Origin of the sequence: Alteromonas sp. OM2203 (genome assembly GCF_048517045.1) — a bacterium.
GTDB classification, from domain to species: domain Bacteria; phylum Pseudomonadota; class Gammaproteobacteria; order Enterobacterales; family Alteromonadaceae; genus Alteromonas; species Alteromonas gracilis.
In genome coordinates this window covers 1,131,213-1,147,827 of sequence record NZ_CP183209.1, presented here as the reverse complement: position 1 = coordinate 1,147,827, position 16,615 = coordinate 1,131,213, and the positions used below count along the sequence as shown (strand labels likewise).

Sequence of the window (16,615 nt, the reverse complement as noted above, 5' to 3'; positions counted from 1 at the left end):
AAAACTCCAAATTTATGTTTTTTATAACGACGCTAAAAGCGCGGAACCAGTTTGGTTTAATTGCGCTACGGTTTGGTCGAGGTTTAAATATTTATCTCGAAGGATTTCTTCATAATTCAACATACGCAGTTCGAGGGTCTCACGTTCATCAAATATATCATCCCTATCATCCTTGGCTGCGCGCTCTCTCAAGCTAATTAGTCCACTAAATGAGGTGTACTCTTTAGAAAAGTCATAAAGTCGAGTTGCGATGCCTTCGTCAGGGTCTGTAAACAATTTTGCTATTTCATCGAAATTATCTTCTAAAGCATCTTCCAGTCTGTCTTCGCCAGAACCCAATCCAAAATCAGTTGTGCCGACTTCGAGCTTTCCGTCATCATTAAATTCAATACCGATCTGGAAGAGCCCTCCTAATGAAGAAGAACTTACGCTATCGCCAACAATAGAAGCTAATCCGCTTTGTATACCACGCAGTAATGAATCTCCTGCTAATGCGCCATCGTCTTCAAGCTCAGATTCACCGTAGCGCGTCAAAGTTTTTATTTCATCAATCAGTGAATTGTAGTTATCGACAAAATCTCTGATCTTTTTATCTAAACCTTCTTTGTCATAACCAATGTTCAATTTAGTAGCTAAGAAATCGCCTGCAGCATCTTTTGGTGAGACTTCATTTACTTCAAAGGAAACGTTTTGAATCGTGTTTTCAAATTCATTGGAGCTACTTTGAACTTCAATTCCGTCGATATAAGCTACCGCATTTTTTGCACTCTGAATATTTGCGGCACTGATATTGTTTGTGCCACCTGCCGTTGACAATCTATCTAACTCTGTAGCGCCAGTGTCATTGGTAATAACGAGATCGTTTCCATTGCCAGTTTCGCTCGACGAGAATACTAATCGAGGCCCTGCACCGGTTCCTGTATCAATGATGTTTGCGGTTACACCAAAGTTGTTATCAGAGTTGTTTATTTTTTCGCGTAATGCGGTGAGTGACATCCCAGCGGTAACATCTACGGTAAAGCTTTTGCTTCCGCCCACGTCAAACGTTAATGAGCCTGTTCCTGAAGTAAGTACGGGATCGCTGCTTGACGTGAATGCACCTGCGTCTGTTGTAATTCGACTGCCAGACGCTAGCTGCTCTACAACAATTTCGTAACTCCCGCGAAGCGCTGAGTTAGAAGCCTCGGCAGAAAGAACATCATTGTCTTCTGAGGGATTAGAAATGGTGGGCTCACGACCATTAATGCCATTATCGCTTCTTAGTTCGTCAACGGCGTCCTTAAAGTCAGAGAGCTTAGACTTTATCTTACCAAGGCCAGATATTTCAGCCTCGATACGCTCTTCTTTTGCATTTAAACGCTCCTCTTTGGGTTGGCGTTCTGCGCTAAGAAGTTGCTGTACAAGATCATCAAGGGCTAAACCTGATCCTACACCTAGAGACTGAATTGTCATACTTTACCTCAAACTAAACTTGATTGTTGATAAACACTCCCACACTGTCCCCAACATCCTGTTGTAACTCTTGGATCCGATCGGCAAGCTTTAACACTTCTTCTGAAGGTATTTGCCTTATTACGTCACCAGATTTTGAATCTTTAACTGTCACTACCGAACGATTAGTATTTTCATCAATAGTAAACGCTAAATCCCGATTCTGAACTTTTAAGAATGATTCAACTTTCGCAACAGCATCATCTAACTCAATGCCATTACGCTCTTCTTCACTCTTATCGGCCTGCGCTTGAGAACCTTGAGAAAGAATTTGCTGCCTTTCTGTATTATTCGACTCATCAATTGCCAGTCGCGTATTGCCTCGACGCGTATCGCTAGATGTAGCCGGTTCACTACTTTCAAGAACAGCAATTTTATTCTGAATATCAGCTTCAACAACTTCAGAATTCTTAGGAGCTAGTGATGCAAACACTTGGCCAACTTGGGTATTTTGAATTTCCACGTAATACCTCCCGACTGAAACAACAAAACGGGCCCTTGCTTAAAAAGCAAGCACCCGCTACATCTCAACTAAGGTCGCTATTTTAAAGTATAGCTTATCCGAGCAAAGACAGCGCAGTTTGTGGACGCTGATTTGCCTGGCTTAGTACAGAAACAGATGCCTGCTGAATAATCTGGTTTCGCGTTAACTCTGCTGTTTCCGCAGCAAAATCTGTGTCTCGAATTTGTGAACGAGCCGAAGATAAGTTTTCACTGATATTGCTCAGGTTGCGGATAGTTGACTGAAAACGGTTCTGAAGTGCACCTAGGTCTGCACGAACCGCACCAATACCAGAGATAGCAGCGTCAACATCACTAAGTAAGGCTGATGCACCGCCCGCTGTAGCAACGCTGTTTGTAGTGATGCCAAGACCTGTAGCACTGAATCCGCTAATGGAACCCAGATTTGTTGATGACAAATTTACCGAAATTGTTTGGCCGGCATTAGCACCAACAAGAAACTTCGCAGAAAAATTACCATCTAATATGTTCACGTTACCAAACTGTGTATCGGTAGCGATGCGTGAAATTTCTGTACGTAAAGCAGACACTTCTTTTTGTAGTGCCAGACGATCAGCAGAGCTGTTAATACCGTTCTGTGATTGTACAGCAAGAGTACGTATACGCTGTAGGCTTGTAGTAACTTCGCTAAGCGCACCTTCTGCTGTTTGCGACAAAGAGATAGCGTCGTTAGCATTTCGCACGGCCTGGTTAAGACCTTGTACCTGCGATGTAAGACGATCAGAAATTTGCAGACCTGCAGCGTCATCCGATGCACTGTTAATGCGGAATCCCGATGAAAGTCTTTCAAACGAAGTGTTTAGACGATCGTTCACGTCAAAAAGCTGACGCTGCGCATTGATCGATGAAACATTGGTATTTACAAATAAAGACATAGATTACCTCCTAGGGATTCGATGGCAAAACTGCTATAATCAAATCCTTCCAGTTCATATTAGCTGGGTCACTACTCCCGCTAACACCTCAATATAAAAGTAAATTAAATTACCCCTCAACAATAGGTATCGGCCAAGGCTTTAGGTTCTTTAGCTTTTTTTTTATTTTTTTTAAAAAAAACTAGACCCAGCAATCTACAGCAATGATTTAAAAGCAAAAAATAAATTTTTATCGAAGATTTAATTCTAATTTAACGCAGTATCAATCGTACTAACTGGGTCCTTTCAAGGAAGGAGAAAGAGTAGTCGTTCTTAAACGAAGTAGATTAAAGGGAACAATTTTGGTGGTGAGTGATAAGTTGGAGACAGATATGATCTTATAATTTTTAAGTTGGCACTTAATATGCTTTAGATACTATGAACTCGCGGCGTTGCTCTACCGCAGTTTGAAATTGGTGGGATGTTTCGGTAAAAATAAAAAAAGGCCGAGACAATTTAATCTCGGCCAATTTGCTCACGTTAGGAGATTGAGCAAATTCAGTTTCTGTCGGCTGGCAGGGTTTAGTAGGATAAACTGGCCTCTCAACCAACACTTCTACACTCTCAGTCCTGTTAGTCGACGCTTTCTCAAAGGAGCGGCCTAAATGGCCGCTAACCTTTCTTCAGGGGATGGCCTCTCAACTCCTTCCCAAATAAGCGCCTAATAACTAACTTTGGTAATTAGCCAAGTAGTGATAATGCAGCCTGTGGGCGCTGGTTCGCCTGGGCAAGAATTGTGGTACTTGCCTGCTGTAATATCTGGTTGCGGCTTAACTCTGCCGTTTCAGTGGCAAAGTCAGCATCTTTGATACGCGATCTTGCCGCAGACACGTTTTCAGAAATGTTACTCAAGTTACGAATAGTTGACTGAAAACGGTTCTGTAAGGCACCTAAATCAGCGCGTAGGCCGCCAATTGCCGATACTGCTTTGTCTACCGCGGTTAACAAACGTGATGCACCAGCTTCGGTTAACACGTCGTCAGCGATAATTCCTAGGCCTGTCGCACTGAAACCATTAACACCTGCGCGACGCAGTGCCTGTGCAGACAAGTTTACTGATATAGTCTGCCCTGCGTTGGCGCCAACAAGGAACTTGGCAGAAAAATCACCCGTTAAAATGTCTACACCTGCGAATTGCGTTGTCGTCGAAATGCGCGATATTTCCGTGCGAAGTGCAGAGACTTCTTTTTGAAGCGCAACACGGTCCGCTGAGCTATTAATACCGTTCTGTGATTGAATCGCTAAAGTGCGAATGCGTTGAAGCGCCGTAGTGGTCTCAGACATCGCTCCTTCAGCCGTTTGTGCAAGCGATATACCATCGTTTGCATTTCGTACCGCTTGGTTCAGACCTTGAATCTGAGATGTCATACGGTCGGTAATTTGAAGACCAGCAGCGTCGTCGGCAGCGCTATTGATTCGAAAACCAGATGATAGACGTTCAAAAGCAGTGCTTAAGTTATTGCCAGTTGTGAATAATTGACGTTGTGCATTTAACGATGACACATTGGTATTAACAAATAGACTCATGGGTCTCTCCTAACAGTTTCGAGATTGCGCTATTGTTTTTATTATCTGCGCTGTAGTTTTAAAAATGGCATAGCCTGTGCTTTATTCAGGTGTCAGAGTAATCTGACGTTTTACCGGCACACTACCGATAAAACTTGCTATACAGAGAAGTTACTTCTCTTTGCTGGCTGGTGAGTTTGATGTTCCAGACCTCAAACCTCTCACTACCTCCTGGCTTCACTCTCGCCAGTCAGCAGTCCCTCGCCCAACAAACCTTCTTATTTATCGTCACTCAAACAAATTTTCTTTAGAAATTTTTAAAAATTTATTCAAACAAAGATAAAACACTGTTTTTCCTAACTTTAAAACCAATTTAAAAAAAGTTATCTACCCATCAAAAGCTAAATATTGATAATGTAAACCACTATTTTATTGGCTCAGGAAGTATAAAACCTCTTATACCTCCCTTTGTAATAGTTATCGTCACTTGGGGAAAATTACTTTAGTGTTTTTTAAAATATTTTGGAGGTTTTTTAGTTTTCGGATGAAAGTTACTTATTATCAAACACATAGGGTTGGAAAAACTTCTAGCGGAAGTAGTATTGAAGCAAGATAGGGGGTGGGTCTGACGAATTAATACTAGGGTAATTCAAAAATTAAAAAATGCCGATGGTTAATCGCCTTTTTATCGTTTGACTACGTAAGTTATTTTAACCGAGAAAAAATAAAGCCAATACCATATCGGTATCGGCTTTATGAATCGCTTTGTGGACTAGAGCACTACCTCCTGGCTCCACTCTCGATATAGTATTAACCAAGTAGCGATAATGCTGCCTGCGGACGCTGATTAGCCTGCGACAATACAGTTGTGCTTGCCTGCTGAATAATCTGGTTACGCGTTAGGTTTGCCGTTTCAGTAGCAAAATCCGTATCTTTGATCTGAGAGCGCGCAGCAGAAACATTTTCTGAGATGTTGCTCAAGTTACGAATTGTAGACTGGAAACGGTTTTGTAGCGCACCTAGGTCTGCGCGTAAACCACCAATTGCAGATATGGCGCTGTCTACTTTTGCTAAAAGACCAGAAGCGTTTTCGCTCGTAAGAACGTCAACACCAGTTCCTGTGATATTCAATCCCGTCGCACTAAAACCATTAACTCCAGCACGTGTTAGCGTTGGGCTAGAAAGGTTTACAGAAATAGTCTGACCTGCGTTGGCGCCTACAAGGAATTTAGCAGAGAAATCGCCTGATAGAATGTTTACACCAGCAAACTGTGTTGTTGTAGAGATACGCGAAATCTCAGTACGTAGTGCTGACACCTCTTTTTGCAGTGCTACACGGTCAGCTGAGCTGTTGATACCGTTTTGCGACTGAATAGAAAGCGTACGTATACGTTGTAGAGCTGTTGTTGTTTCAGATAGTGCACCTTCTGCAGTTTGCGACAGTGAAATCGCATCGTTTGCATTACGTACAGCTTGGTTAAGTCCTTGAATTTGTGAAGTCATTCGATCGGTAATCTGTAGACCTGCAGCATCATCAGCAGCGCTGTTGATACGGAAGCCTGAAGAAAGGCGTTCAAAAGACGTGCTCAAAGAATTACTAACATCAAATAGCTGACGCTGGGCATTCAATGAGGATACATTGGTATTAACGAACATAGACATAAAGTCTCTCCTACACTCTCAGTCCAGCGTGCGCTGGCTGTCGGCATTGCCGACGTTTTGTTTTAGTAGTCATCAAGACCTGAGGGGTAATTGATGAACTGGCTCTCTCAGAATCTGTATCGACAAAATGTAAATTCCCTTTAGGAAAAATTACGATTTTTGCCGATAAGCGGTAATATATTGCCGCCAAGAACCCGCAAATGCGTTTGTAACCATTGGATTTTTAAGGAAGATTTAAGGTGGAAAAAAAGTTGAATCTAGTTAATTTAATGCGTATTTCTAAGCCTGCTGCCCATTGTGCATTCACCGATTTAATTAAAAATCCTTTCGACGAAGGCGGTCAAACATTACTGTGTTGTTATCGCCTAGCAACTAATCACGTTAGTGCCGATGGTTTTCTCGTTATTCTGACAGTAGAAAAAAAGACTTTTCGCGTTCTCAGGAAAATGACAATCAGAGAAAACAATGCAGATTTAAGAGATCCTAAATTTTCTTTCGATGGGACACGGCTTATCCTAACTACTTACGCAAAAACATACTTAGCTACCGGAAAAATGGTCACTAAAATGCTGACTTACTTTTCAACTACAGGACAATCTTGGTCAGGCAAAAATAGTTTTGGTAAAAGCGGTTGGTGGTTGTGGAACCATGAATGGTTTGGTTCTGAAGCCTACGGATTTGCTTACAATCGGCCCTCAAACACATTATCTCTTTATAAGGGCGACCCCACTCGCACAATGCGGCCCCATAAAGAGGATGTTTTTAACCTAAAAAAGCAAGGCAAAGGTTACCCTAATGAAAGCACAATCTTGTTTGATGACGACGGCAACGCCTCGGTATTTTTAAGAAGAGATGCCGATACTTTCAGTGCACAATTTGGCACATCGAAGCCACCTTTTACTAAATGGGAATGGCACGATTTGGGAATTTACATAGGCGGTCCTGCGGCTGTAGCAATAAGTAGAAATCGATTTATTGTCGCTGGAAGACACGTCAAATGGGAAACTAGAGAGTTCTCTACGAAAATATGGCTGTTCAACAGTGACTCGAAAAAACTTGAAGAACTACATACGTTGCCAAGCAGTAAAGATACGAGTTATCCAGGTTTAGTAGTAGAAAACGACCGCCTGTATGTTTCCTACTACTCTTGTCATGTAGACAACGAAGCTCGAGTTTATTTGGCGTGTTTACCCGGCGTTAGTGAATTAACAAATTAGAAAGGCTAAACAAAATCAAATAGCGACAAGTTGGCCACTTTAGGAAAAGTAGCTAGCGCAGCACTTAATGCCGTTTCTTGCTTCGCAAATTCAGTAGATGCTTCGGCGTAATCCACATCCTGAATTGACGAACGCTGCGCTTTCGCGGCAATTTCCATATCTAGGTTACTTTCGTAAGTACTCTCGGCTATATTTAACCGGCTACCAATCGAAGCACGCTCTAAAGAAAGCTTTTCAAGCCCGTTATCTAAACCTACTAATGCATCGGCTATCGATTCTTGAAGCGCTGAATTATCTATTGTGGAATCCATCAAAATCGTTTGAATTTCGTGAATAGACTGGGCCATGCTTTTTTTCTCAGGCGCATTAAAGGATAAGTCGATACTATCGCCAGGCGCGGCCGTCGCATCAAACTCCATTCCCTTTATAGTGAAAGGCTGACCAGATATATAGGAAACTGAGTCGACAACCGTACCGGTTCCTTGATTGACAAGTTCAGCCTGCCCTGACGCTAAAAAATTAATACGATAATCGTTGTTCGCAGCATTTACCGGGTCATAGTTTTTGTCAAAAAAAGTGTCGAATGTTCCCTGCTGTTTAACCGATGCAGTGTTCACTGTAGCGCCAATAGTACTATCAACCGAGAATTTAAAGCGTGATAGCACGTTTTCAAACACTTCGTAACCATTACTAGTTGATTGAATCTTCGAACTATTTGATAGCTGAACGAAGCTTACTCCAGGATCGCCCGCGAACGTAATGGCGTTGCCACCTGCAGCTGGGTTGTATTCAAACGCCTGGTTACCTGATTGGAAGCCAGCGTATAAATAATTCCCATCAGCATCTTGCGTGTTCATAAGATCAAACACTTCGAGCTTAATTTGTTCTAATTCAGCCCCTATAGCGCGTTTATCAGGGTCAGATAGAATACCGTTACCCGACTGAACGATAAGCGTGCGGGCACGGTTAATTGAGTCGGTAATATTGGTGAGCACCGCCTCTTGCTGTTCAAGTGAACCAGTAACCAAATCGTTGTTACGCTGGAACTGGGTGAGTTCGTCAATTTCTTCAGTCAAGCGAAGTACTTTTGCCGCACCAACAGGGTCGTCGCTGGGCGTAATTATGCGCTTGCCCGAGGCCAGTTGCTCTTGTGTCTTTGCCAAATCGCCCTGGTTCTGCATAATCGAGCGCATGTTTTGGTCATAAATTTGATTCGTTGATATACGCATAAATCACCTACCTTGCTGACTGCAGAATGGTATTAAACAGCTCTTGAGCGGTCGATAGAATTCGCGCTGCTGCGGCATAGCTTTGCTGATACTTTATTAAGTTAGCCGCTTCTTCATCTAAGCTTACACCCGAAACAGACTCAAACCAATTTTGCGATTGCACTTTCATCGCTTCTGCTGAGGCCAGTGAAACATTAGCCATTGAAGCGTCTTCGCCAATTCGCCCAACCATAGACGCATACGCATCCTGAAACGTACGAGGCTTATTGGTGGCTTCACTGCTCACCTGTACTTTATTTTCACTTTGAAGAGCGGCTAAATTAAGCGCATTACTATTGTCATTAAAGCCATCTGTATTATAGCTAATTGAAAAGCTATCCCCGGCTTTCGGCACGCCATCTAAACTCAGATCAAACCCTGGGTCAGGGCTAATGCCTGCTTGGCTGATAAGATTATTTAAGTTCGTTGTGCCAGTAACGGTAGCGAGCACCGTTCCACTTCCATCCAAAACATTATACGTATCAGCCGCCGTAAAACTGATTTGAGCAGGCGCAGAATTTAGAATGCCTCCCGCTCCATCAAAGGCTGACGTTCCTACTTCTGTGTTTGATACGGCAACATCAATAATATTTGCACTACCTAAGTTTGCGCTATCAGCCCCTGCCCTCACGGGATTAGCAAAAGCTAAATCTTCAGGACGATTTGTCGCAAAACTTATTTTTGAAGCTACATCTTTAGTAGGCTGAACTAAAAATGTATTGCCAACGGTGTAAGGATCGCTTCCCGAAAAGTCGATTTCAATACCACCGGGCAACTCGTTAAAACCAGGTGTCACAGCAAAGTTTGAAAAAATGATGTCTGTGCCTGAACCGTCTTTTTTGGGCGTGCCGTCTGGGTTTAAAAACGTAATTTCTATCTCACTGGGTACCCCAGCAGCAACCGCCGTTACTTCAATTTTATAATCAGCATCAGTTAATTCAGCGCCCTTGCCTTCCGTGATCTGTGCTGTAACTACGTAGTCACCATTGGTGTCTTCATACGCTAAGCCTCTGAACGAGGGAATGTCAAAAATGTTACCACCGATTTGGCCATCTAGGTCCATACCCAGCTTGTTTTGCGTATTCATAGCGTCCGCAAAGGCTACAGATAACTGACCAACGTCACGCATCGTTGGGCCTAGGACTTCATTTCGATAGTTGAATAGGCCGCCTAATGCGCCGCCAAGATCACTTTCTAATATACGTAAGGATGCGTTATTTTTAGTTTGTGAACCAAAATCAGTTTCTAACTTGATTTCCTTGGTGGTCAAATCAGCGCTAGAGCTCAACTCGAAAAGATTGAACGCACCGTTTTCAAGAACGAGAGACTCACCTGAGGTAAGGTTAATGGTTACCGCGCCGTTTTGCGTTGTACTTTCCTTTACGGTTATTCCCATTATTGAGGCAAGCTCATCAATAGCTTGGTCTCGCTCGTTAAGTAGGGCACTCGGCTGGTCGCTCGTACTGTTGCCATTTGCAATAACAATGTTGCGATTCAAATCACCGATACTGCCAATCAACGTATTCGCTCTGTTTACCATCGACGTGAACTCAAGATTGAGTTCTTCTTCTTTTTCAAGCATGTAATCCGACAAGGTTCTCATACGATTGTAGAGAGACTCAGACTTACTAAGTACTTGCTCACGTGATGCGAGGTTAGTCGGATCGTCAGCGGCGGTTTGAAGCGCTGAGAAATATTCGCTCAACCCTTTTGAAATGGAGTTTGCTTCACTTGCCAACAGGTTATCAATAGCCGTTGTTTTGCTAGAAAATGCTTCAAGCTCACCAACAGCCGTAATATCTCTTCTAAGTTGGTTTTGGGCGAACACATTGATAATACGCTCGGTGTTGCCAATTTCGACGCCAAATACTTGGCTATTTTGCAGTTCAGTGCGCTCACGAACATAGCCTGGCGTGTTCACGTTGGCTATATTGTTGCTCGTTGTTTGCAATAGCTTACTGCTGGCATTTACGCCGCTTGTCGCTAATGAATATAAGTCAACCGAACTCACTGTATTCTCCTCACCGATGACCCGAAATTATGGCATTAGCCCGCGAAGACGATCGCTGTTATAAACGGCCATTATCTTGCTTGCGTATTCAGGGTCAGTAGCGTAGCCCGCTTCTTGAAGCGCGCTTGTGTATTTGACGGCATCAGACGCGTTGTCAACAGCCCGACTATAGCGAGGCTGCGTTGTGATAAATCGGCCATAATCTTCCATGGCCTCTTCTACCGATGAATAAGATCTAAATGCCGCTTTTTGTTTTTGCGGAAGTCCATTGTTAAATTCCAATGTGTCCACCACCGCTTGTTCACCTTGCCACCCCTTGTTGGCCTTTATGCCAAACAGATTATGTGAACTGCTGCCGTCTGACTTGTGAATTACAAATTTACCCCACCCCGTTTCTACTGCGGCCTGAGACACAATAGCTTTGGGATCCATGCCATACTTTTCTGCTATTTTTTCGGCGATCGGCATAAGGCTTTCGATAAATTGTTCAGGTGTCTCGAACATGGCGTCTTTTTGCGCTGACCTGCTCTTTATTGATTCAGAGTGAAGGGCTGCGTCTTGAGCTTGCGCGACGTTTTGTACGCGGTTTCTATTTAAAGAAGATAAATCACCGTCACTTCTAATCACGCTCGCGGGCGTATAACTATCTTCTGTCTGCCCTAACTGTTTTACAATAACGTCTGCAAGCCCTAAGCCACCGCCTGATGTCAAGTCTGTGGCGAGCTGCTGATCGTGCATGTCGCGATAAAATTTAACTTGCTGTGAATTAAACGGGCTGTTTTCGTCAGCAAGGGCATCTTGTGCTTTACGCATAGACTTCAGCATCATTTGCACAAATATCGCCTCGAACTGCTGCGCAGCTTCTTGCAATACTGTCTCATCGCCTGACGCAATGGCTTCGCGCATTTTGTTTATGCTGCCCATGTCATGGACGTTTCGAGCCATATCAAGCTGAGTTTTTGTGCTGAGTGATTCCATCGTATTTATTCCACTTACACCCGTTAAATAATGATAAGTTCGCCACGTAAAGCACCTGCCTGACGCAATGCTTCAAGGATTGCCATTAAGTCACCAGGTGCTGCACCAACTTCGTTTACGGCGCGCACGAGTTGGTCAAGCGTTACGCCTGGCTCGAACTTAAACATACGGCTATCAGCTAAATCGACATCCACAATGGACTGTGTGGTAACGGCTGTTTGCCCATCAGCAAAGGCATTAGGCTGTGAAACCTGCTGATTCTCTGAAATCGTTACCGTAAGCCCGCCGTGCGTAATAGCGGCTGGCAACAAACGTACGTCACTACCAATTACAATTGTGCCGGTGCGGCTGTTAATCACAACTCTCGCCGGTGCATCTGCCGGAGTGAACTCAAAGTTTTCGAGTGTAGCCAAGAAGCCTACTCGCTGACCTACATCGCGCGGCGCTGTAACTCGTACAGATGCAGCGTCGATGGGTTTTGCGATGATGTAGCCATTTTCAGGCTGCGCGCCCAATCTTTCATTAATGGTGTCGGCTAGCGCTTTTGCCGTTGAAAAGTCAGGATAATGAAGGTTGAGGGTTAGCGTATCGCCATTGGCGAAACCACTGGGAACTGAGCGCTCTACCATGGCCCCGTTTGGTATTCTGCCTACAGTTGGGGTATTGACTACAATCCTAGAGCCGTCGCCGCCTTGTGCACCAAATCCGCTAACAACTAGGCTACCTTGCGCCACTGCATAAACTTCACCATCTACGCCACGGAGAAACGTCTGTAGCAGCGTTCCTCCCTGAAGACTAGCCGCTTCACCTACTGAAGAAACCGTAATATCTATGGTCTGCCCAGGCTTGGCAAAAGCCGGAAGTTCTGCGTGAACCGCAACCGCTGCTACGTTTCTAATTTTAGGTTTGGTATTAGCGTCAAGACTGATACCGAAGTTGCGCAACATGGTACGAAAGCTTTGCTCTGTAAACGGGCTTTGCTCCCCCGTTCCTGGCAATCCAACGACTAAGCCGTAACCTACTAATTGGTTACTACGCACACCCTGAATGCTCGCTAAGTCTTTTATGCGCTGCGCCCCTACTTGAGATGATAAAAGCAGTGAGGAAACGGCCAATAAAACTGATAATAAACGCATGTTCACTCTCCTACCCTTAACCTAAAGAGGCCACCAAGCCGAATCAAAGAACTTGGTTAACCATCCCTTTTCTTGTGCTCGGGCAAAACTTCCCGTGCCCGAATATTGAATGCGCGCGTTCGCGACCTTGGTTGACACAATTTCATTTTCGGGGCTGATGTCGGCTGGACGAATAATGCCGGTCAAACGTATATATTCGTCACCCTGATTCAGTGTTAGCCACTTTTCACCGCGAATAACTAAGTTGCTATTGGGAAGCACATCAACCACGGTTACCGAAATAGCGCCATTTAAGCTATTGCTTTGGTTCGCCGTTGCGTCTCCGCTAAAATCGCGAGACGAACTTATTCCGAGCTGAATCGATTCGCCGCCGATATTGATTGCTTGACCCGCTAGCCCGGTAATAGGGTTAAGGTTTACATTTGAGTCTTTAGCTGTGCTTGTGTCAGCAGATTTGCTGGCTTGCGTATTCTCGCTTAACGTAACGGTAATAATATCGCCTACTCTTCTGGCCGTAACATCCGAATAAAGATTGTTTGCCAACTGTGAACGAAACAGCGAACCGTCTTCAACCACCGTTTCACGCGGGTAATCTGGGATCACTGGCGCAAACGACGGGTCGTTTGCCTGAACAGGCGGTTCACTTGTGCTGGCGCAGCCACCAATAATGAGCAGAGCAACAGATAAACCTAGAATACGCATGATACTACCCATTAAAGTTGCTGAATAACTTGACCAAGCATCTGGTCCACCGACGAGATAACTTTTGAGTTCATCTCATACAAGCGTTGACTTTCGATTAGGTTAACCAACTCTTCAGTTACGTTTACGTTAGAGGTCTCCAGCGTGCCTTGAGAGATATATCCCAGTCCTTGCAGACCTGGAATGCCCTGAATCGGCGCTCCACTAGAGGCCGTCTCTACAAACAAGTTTTGTCCTGTGGGCTGCAAACCCGTAGGGTTAACGAAATCTGAAATGTTTAGCTGTCCCAATACCTGTGGTTCAGCTTGCCCTCGAATGCTTACGCTAATTTCACCATCTTGCGAAATCGTAATTTGCTGAGCATCTTCTGGGATAGCGACTTCAGGCTGAAGTAAAAAGCCAGCGCCAGAGGTCACAATTTGCCCCTGGTCATTTAACGAGAACTGACCGTTTCTTGTATAGGCAATGGTGCCGTCCGGCTGGAGTATTTCAAAATAACCACGGCCTTGAATAGACATATCAAGGGCATTTTCAGTGGTTAATAGATTACCCTGGGTATGCGCTTTTTGCGTAGCGACAACTTTAGAACCTGAACCTAGCATTAAGCCTGAAGGTAATTCGGTATCGGCAGAGGATCGCCCGCCCGGTTGATTAATATTTTGATAAAGCAAATCTTCAAATACCGCGCGATCTTTCTTAAAGCCCACGGTTGAAGCGTTTGCAAGGTTGTTCGATACCACTGCCACGTCAGTTTGTGCGGCATCTAGGCCTGTTTTACTAATCCACAATGCTGGATGCATGTTAACCTCCGACGTTGCTCAAGGGGCAACGATGATAAAAATTCTATTACAAGATTCGCAGCAATTGATTGCCGCGAGTATCAAGCTCTTCAGCCTGTTTCATTACTTTTACTTGAAGCTCGTAATGACGCTGTAGACTTATCATATCTACCATTTCTTCAACTGCGTTCACGTTTGAGCCCTCAAGCATGCCGGACATCACTTTGACGTTGGCGCTAGCTGGCGCAATTGAGCCGTCTTCCATGCGAAATAAGCCGTCATTGCCTCGCTCCATATCTGCATAGTTAGGGCTAACTAATTTAAGGCGACCCACATCTTCTATAACGTTCGCTGGTGCGCCTAACTGTCTCATCGACAGCGTTCCGTCTGAGGCAATGTTTAGGTTGTCTAAAGGAACGGGTAAGAAAATAGGCCCGTTATCACCAAGCACTACGCGATCGTGAATGTCTGTCAAAATTCCGTCGTCGCCCAGTTTAAAATTGCCGTCTCTTGAATAAGCTTCTTGGCCGTTTTCATCTTGAACCGCAAACCAGCCATCCCCTTGAATTGCCACGTCCAAATCGCGGTCGGTCTTAATCATTGGGCCCGACTCATAATTATTTGAGGGGCTTTCTGTTATAGAAAAAACGCGGGTCGGCAAGCCTTCGCCATAAGCTGGCATAGAGCGCGCCTGCTCTAACTGTGCTCTGAAACCAGTAGTTTGTGCATTGGCTAAGTTGTTGGCCCGAATCCCTGTTCCTAAAAGGTCTTGGGATGCGCCGCTTGCTGCAATGTAGAGAAGTTTGTCCATGACTGACTTTTGACTCTGATTAAACCTTAAACAAGATTTTGCAAAGGCAATGCCAATCTGTTGATATTTAGCACTATTGGAGAAGATGGAAGTTACTGAATTGAAATATAAAGAAAAATAAAAAGGCCGCGATGCTGCGACCTGTCATTTTGCGGCAATATTCAGGCGCATTTACACGCCTGAATATTGCCGCTTTATTGCCTCAGATTCTGAAGCTTGCCGTTAACTATCGAATGTTAAGGATAGTCTGGTTCAATGAGTTATTTACCTCAAGGGCTCGCGAGTTAGCCTGGAAGTTACGTTGAGCAATGATCATATCAATTAGCTCTGTAGTCAGGTTAACATTTGCTTGCTCTAAAGCAGACGAGTTGATCTCACCAAACGTTCCGGTTGTTGCTTCACCCGCTAGTGCTTCACCTGATAGAATACTCTCTTTCCACTGAGTGCTGCTCTCTTGCGTCAGACCTTGTTCGTTAGAGAAACGAACTAGCGCAACACGAACGATGGGCTCAGAAGTACCGTTTGAGAACGTAGCGCGGACCAAACCATCAGGACCGATATCTATACCCGTAAGACGACCTACTGGCAAACCATCTTGCTCAAGTGACGTGACCTCGAACGCTGATGCAAACTGGGTCGGTTCGTTTGGCGTAGCATTATTAACATCTAAGTTAAAATCGATACTAATCTGCTGCGTTGGATCTGAACCATTGGCCAGAATACCTGCGCCCAGCGCTTCCGTTTGCATTTTAAAGTCTAAGGTTGGCAATCCATCGGGAGTCTCCATGCCTGAAAAATCACCGCCTTGAGAGAAGATAAGTTTAGATGCCGTTACTGCATTACCCGTATTACCGCCAACAGAATTAACCGCTGTAGCAGGATCGGTATTTGCGCCAGTAGAGTCCGTCATATCAACAAGGGTGTCGTCGATTGCTGTGGCAACATACCATTCGTTATCTACACCTGCTGCACCATCTTTTATAAAGTAATAGGTCATTACATGGCTATCACCAAGCGAGTCATATACGGTTACTGATGTAGCAGCGTTGTACGTCAATGGGTCATCAGGATTGAAATCTTGTGGATCTAAACCTGCATCGCCAGCAGGCAGGTTCATTCGAATATCTACCTCTGCAGTCTGTTGCGGAGAACCTGAAGAATCAGGAATACGCACTGGCTCTGTCGTACTTAATGCAACAGAGGCACTAGTACCATCCGCGTTAACTGGAAAACCGAGCAGGTTGTCACCATTACTATTTACAACGAAATTGTCGCTGTCTAATTTAAACTGACCCGCTCGCGTGAAAGAGAAATCTCGCGATGTAATTTCAGGCACCGTAGCAAAGAAGCCATTGCCGGTTATCGCCAAATCTAGCGATGTATTAGTGAACTGAAGACTACCTTGTGAAAACTGCTGAGCAACCTCTTGAGTTAAAACACCATCACCCACTTTTGTTTTGCCGCCTGCAAGAAGAGATGCTGCATAAACATCACCAAATTCAGCACGAGACTCTTTGAAGCCAACCGTGTTTACGTTTGCGATGTTGTTGGCTGTTACGTCCAAATCTTTTTGTGCGGCTGAAACGCCACTCAGTGCAATATTAAAAGACATTATTGA

The 16,615-nt window shown here is 44.4% G+C and carries 14 protein-coding genes; 1 reads left to right on the top strand and 13 read right to left on the bottom strand.

Going from position 1 to position 16,615, the window contains the following annotated elements:
* Positions 1–21 precede the first annotated feature (21 nt).
* The 5 genes from fliD to ACM0P2_RS05070 all read right to left on the bottom strand — a co-directional run bounded on the left by fliD (position 22) and on the right by ACM0P2_RS05070 (position 6,095).
* Positions 22–1,452, bottom strand: a complete 1,431-nt coding sequence (fliD, locus tag ACM0P2_RS05090; protein ID WP_159119406.1) for a flagellar filament capping protein FliD — start codon at positions 1,450–1,452, stop codon at positions 22–24.
* Positions 1,453–1,465: 13 nt separating this feature from the next.
* The gene (locus tag ACM0P2_RS05085) at positions 1,466–1,954 is read right to left on the bottom strand and encodes a flagellar protein FlaG (RefSeq protein ID WP_419227387.1); all 489 of its coding nucleotides are present in this window, start codon (positions 1,952–1,954) and stop codon (positions 1,466–1,468) included.
* 94 nt (positions 1,955–2,048) lie between these two features.
* Positions 2,049–2,888, bottom strand: coding sequence for a flagellin (locus ACM0P2_RS05080; RefSeq protein WP_105930239.1), 840 nt, complete (start codon positions 2,886–2,888; stop codon positions 2,049–2,051).
* 720 nt (positions 2,889–3,608) lie between these two features.
* Positions 3,609–4,454 (bottom strand): flagellin, encoded by an 846-nt coding sequence (locus tag ACM0P2_RS05075; RefSeq protein WP_419227386.1) that lies wholly within the window; start codon positions 4,452–4,454, stop codon positions 3,609–3,611.
* A gap of 789 nt (positions 4,455–5,243) precedes the next feature.
* Positions 5,244–6,095 (bottom strand): flagellin, encoded by an 852-nt coding sequence (locus ACM0P2_RS05070; protein WP_105930241.1) that lies wholly within the window; start codon positions 6,093–6,095, stop codon positions 5,244–5,246.
* A 239-nt stretch (positions 6,096–6,334) separates the two neighbouring features.
* On the opposite strand from ACM0P2_RS05070, the gene ACM0P2_RS05065 reads away from it, so the two are divergent.
* On the top strand, positions 6,335–7,312 hold the full coding sequence (locus tag ACM0P2_RS05065) for a hypothetical protein (RefSeq protein ID WP_419227385.1): 978 nt from the start codon (positions 6,335–6,337) through the stop codon (positions 7,310–7,312).
* Positions 7,313–7,317: 5 nt separating this feature from the next.
* On the opposite strand, the gene flgL is transcribed toward ACM0P2_RS05065, so the two are convergent.
* From flgL to flgE, 8 genes are all read right to left on the bottom strand, one after another.
* A complete protein-coding gene (flgL, locus tag ACM0P2_RS05060; RefSeq protein ID WP_159119403.1) occupies positions 7,318–8,541 on the bottom strand; it encodes a flagellar hook-associated protein FlgL in 1,224 nt (407 codons plus the stop codon).
* 7 nt (positions 8,542–8,548) lie between these two features.
* A complete protein-coding gene (gene flgK / locus ACM0P2_RS05055) occupies positions 8,549–10,591 on the bottom strand; it encodes a flagellar hook-associated protein FlgK (RefSeq protein WP_159119402.1) in 2,043 nt (680 codons plus the stop codon).
* A 27-nt stretch (positions 10,592–10,618) separates the two neighbouring features.
* Positions 10,619–11,569 carry a flagellar assembly peptidoglycan hydrolase FlgJ gene (gene flgJ / locus ACM0P2_RS05050; protein WP_173359442.1) on the bottom strand — a complete coding sequence of 317 codons (951 nt, stop codon included), beginning with the start codon at positions 11,567–11,569 and terminating at the stop codon, positions 10,619–10,621.
* A gap of 23 nt (positions 11,570–11,592) precedes the next feature.
* A complete protein-coding gene (locus tag ACM0P2_RS05045) occupies positions 11,593–12,705 on the bottom strand; it encodes a flagellar basal body P-ring protein FlgI (protein WP_105930246.1) in 1,113 nt (370 codons plus the stop codon).
* A gap of 21 nt (positions 12,706–12,726) precedes the next feature.
* Positions 12,727–13,407: a flagellar basal body L-ring protein FlgH gene (gene flgH, locus ACM0P2_RS05040; RefSeq protein ID WP_159119489.1), complete on the bottom strand. Its 681-nt coding sequence runs from the start codon at positions 13,405–13,407 to the stop codon at positions 12,727–12,729.
* Positions 13,408–13,418: 11 nt separating this feature from the next.
* Complete coding sequence (gene flgG, locus ACM0P2_RS05035; RefSeq protein ID WP_105930247.1) at positions 13,419–14,207, bottom strand: flagellar basal-body rod protein FlgG; 789 nt, start codon at positions 14,205–14,207, stop codon at positions 13,419–13,421.
* A 46-nt stretch (positions 14,208–14,253) separates the two neighbouring features.
* Complete coding sequence (locus ACM0P2_RS05030) at positions 14,254–14,997, bottom strand: flagellar basal body rod protein FlgF (protein WP_159119400.1); 744 nt, start codon at positions 14,995–14,997, stop codon at positions 14,254–14,256.
* Positions 14,998–15,223: 226 nt separating this feature from the next.
* Positions 15,224–16,609 carry a flagellar hook protein FlgE gene (gene flgE / locus ACM0P2_RS05025; RefSeq protein WP_159119399.1) on the bottom strand — a complete coding sequence of 462 codons (1,386 nt, stop codon included), beginning with the start codon at positions 16,607–16,609 and terminating at the stop codon, positions 15,224–15,226.
* Between the last annotated feature and the right edge of the window lie 6 nt (positions 16,610–16,615).

Coding starts and splice junctions, on each gene's coding strand:
- fliD (WP_159119406.1), bottom strand. CDS start 1,452: ATGACAATTCAGTCTCTAGGTGTAGGATCAGGTTTAGCCCTTGATGAT.
- ACM0P2_RS05080 (WP_105930239.1), bottom strand. CDS start 2,888: ATGTCTTTATTTGTAAATACCAATGTTTCATCGATCAATGCGCAGCGT.
- ACM0P2_RS05075 (WP_419227386.1), bottom strand. CDS start 4,454: ATGAGTCTATTTGTTAATACCAATGTGTCATCGTTAAATGCACAACGT.
- ACM0P2_RS05070 (WP_105930241.1), bottom strand. CDS start 6,095: ATGTCTATGTTCGTTAATACCAATGTATCCTCATTGAATGCCCAGCGT.
- flgL (WP_159119403.1), bottom strand. CDS start 8,541: ATGCGTATATCAACGAATCAAATTTATGACCAAAACATGCGCTCGATT.
- flgJ (WP_173359442.1), bottom strand. CDS start 11,569: ATGGAATCACTCAGCACAAAAACTCAGCTTGATATGGCTCGAAACGTC.
- ACM0P2_RS05045 (WP_105930246.1), bottom strand. CDS start 12,705: ATGCGTTTATTATCAGTTTTATTGGCCGTTTCCTCACTGCTTTTATCA.
- flgH (WP_159119489.1), bottom strand. CDS start 13,407: ATGCGTATTCTAGGTTTATCTGTTGCTCTGCTCATTATTGGTGGCTGC.
- flgG (WP_105930247.1), bottom strand. CDS start 14,207: ATGCATCCAGCATTGTGGATTAGTAAAACAGGCCTAGATGCCGCACAA.
- ACM0P2_RS05030 (WP_159119400.1), bottom strand. CDS start 14,997: ATGGACAAACTTCTCTACATTGCAGCAAGCGGCGCATCCCAAGACCTT.
- flgE (WP_159119399.1), bottom strand. CDS start 16,609: ATGTCTTTTAATATTGCACTGAGTGGCGTTTCAGCCGCACAAAAAGAT.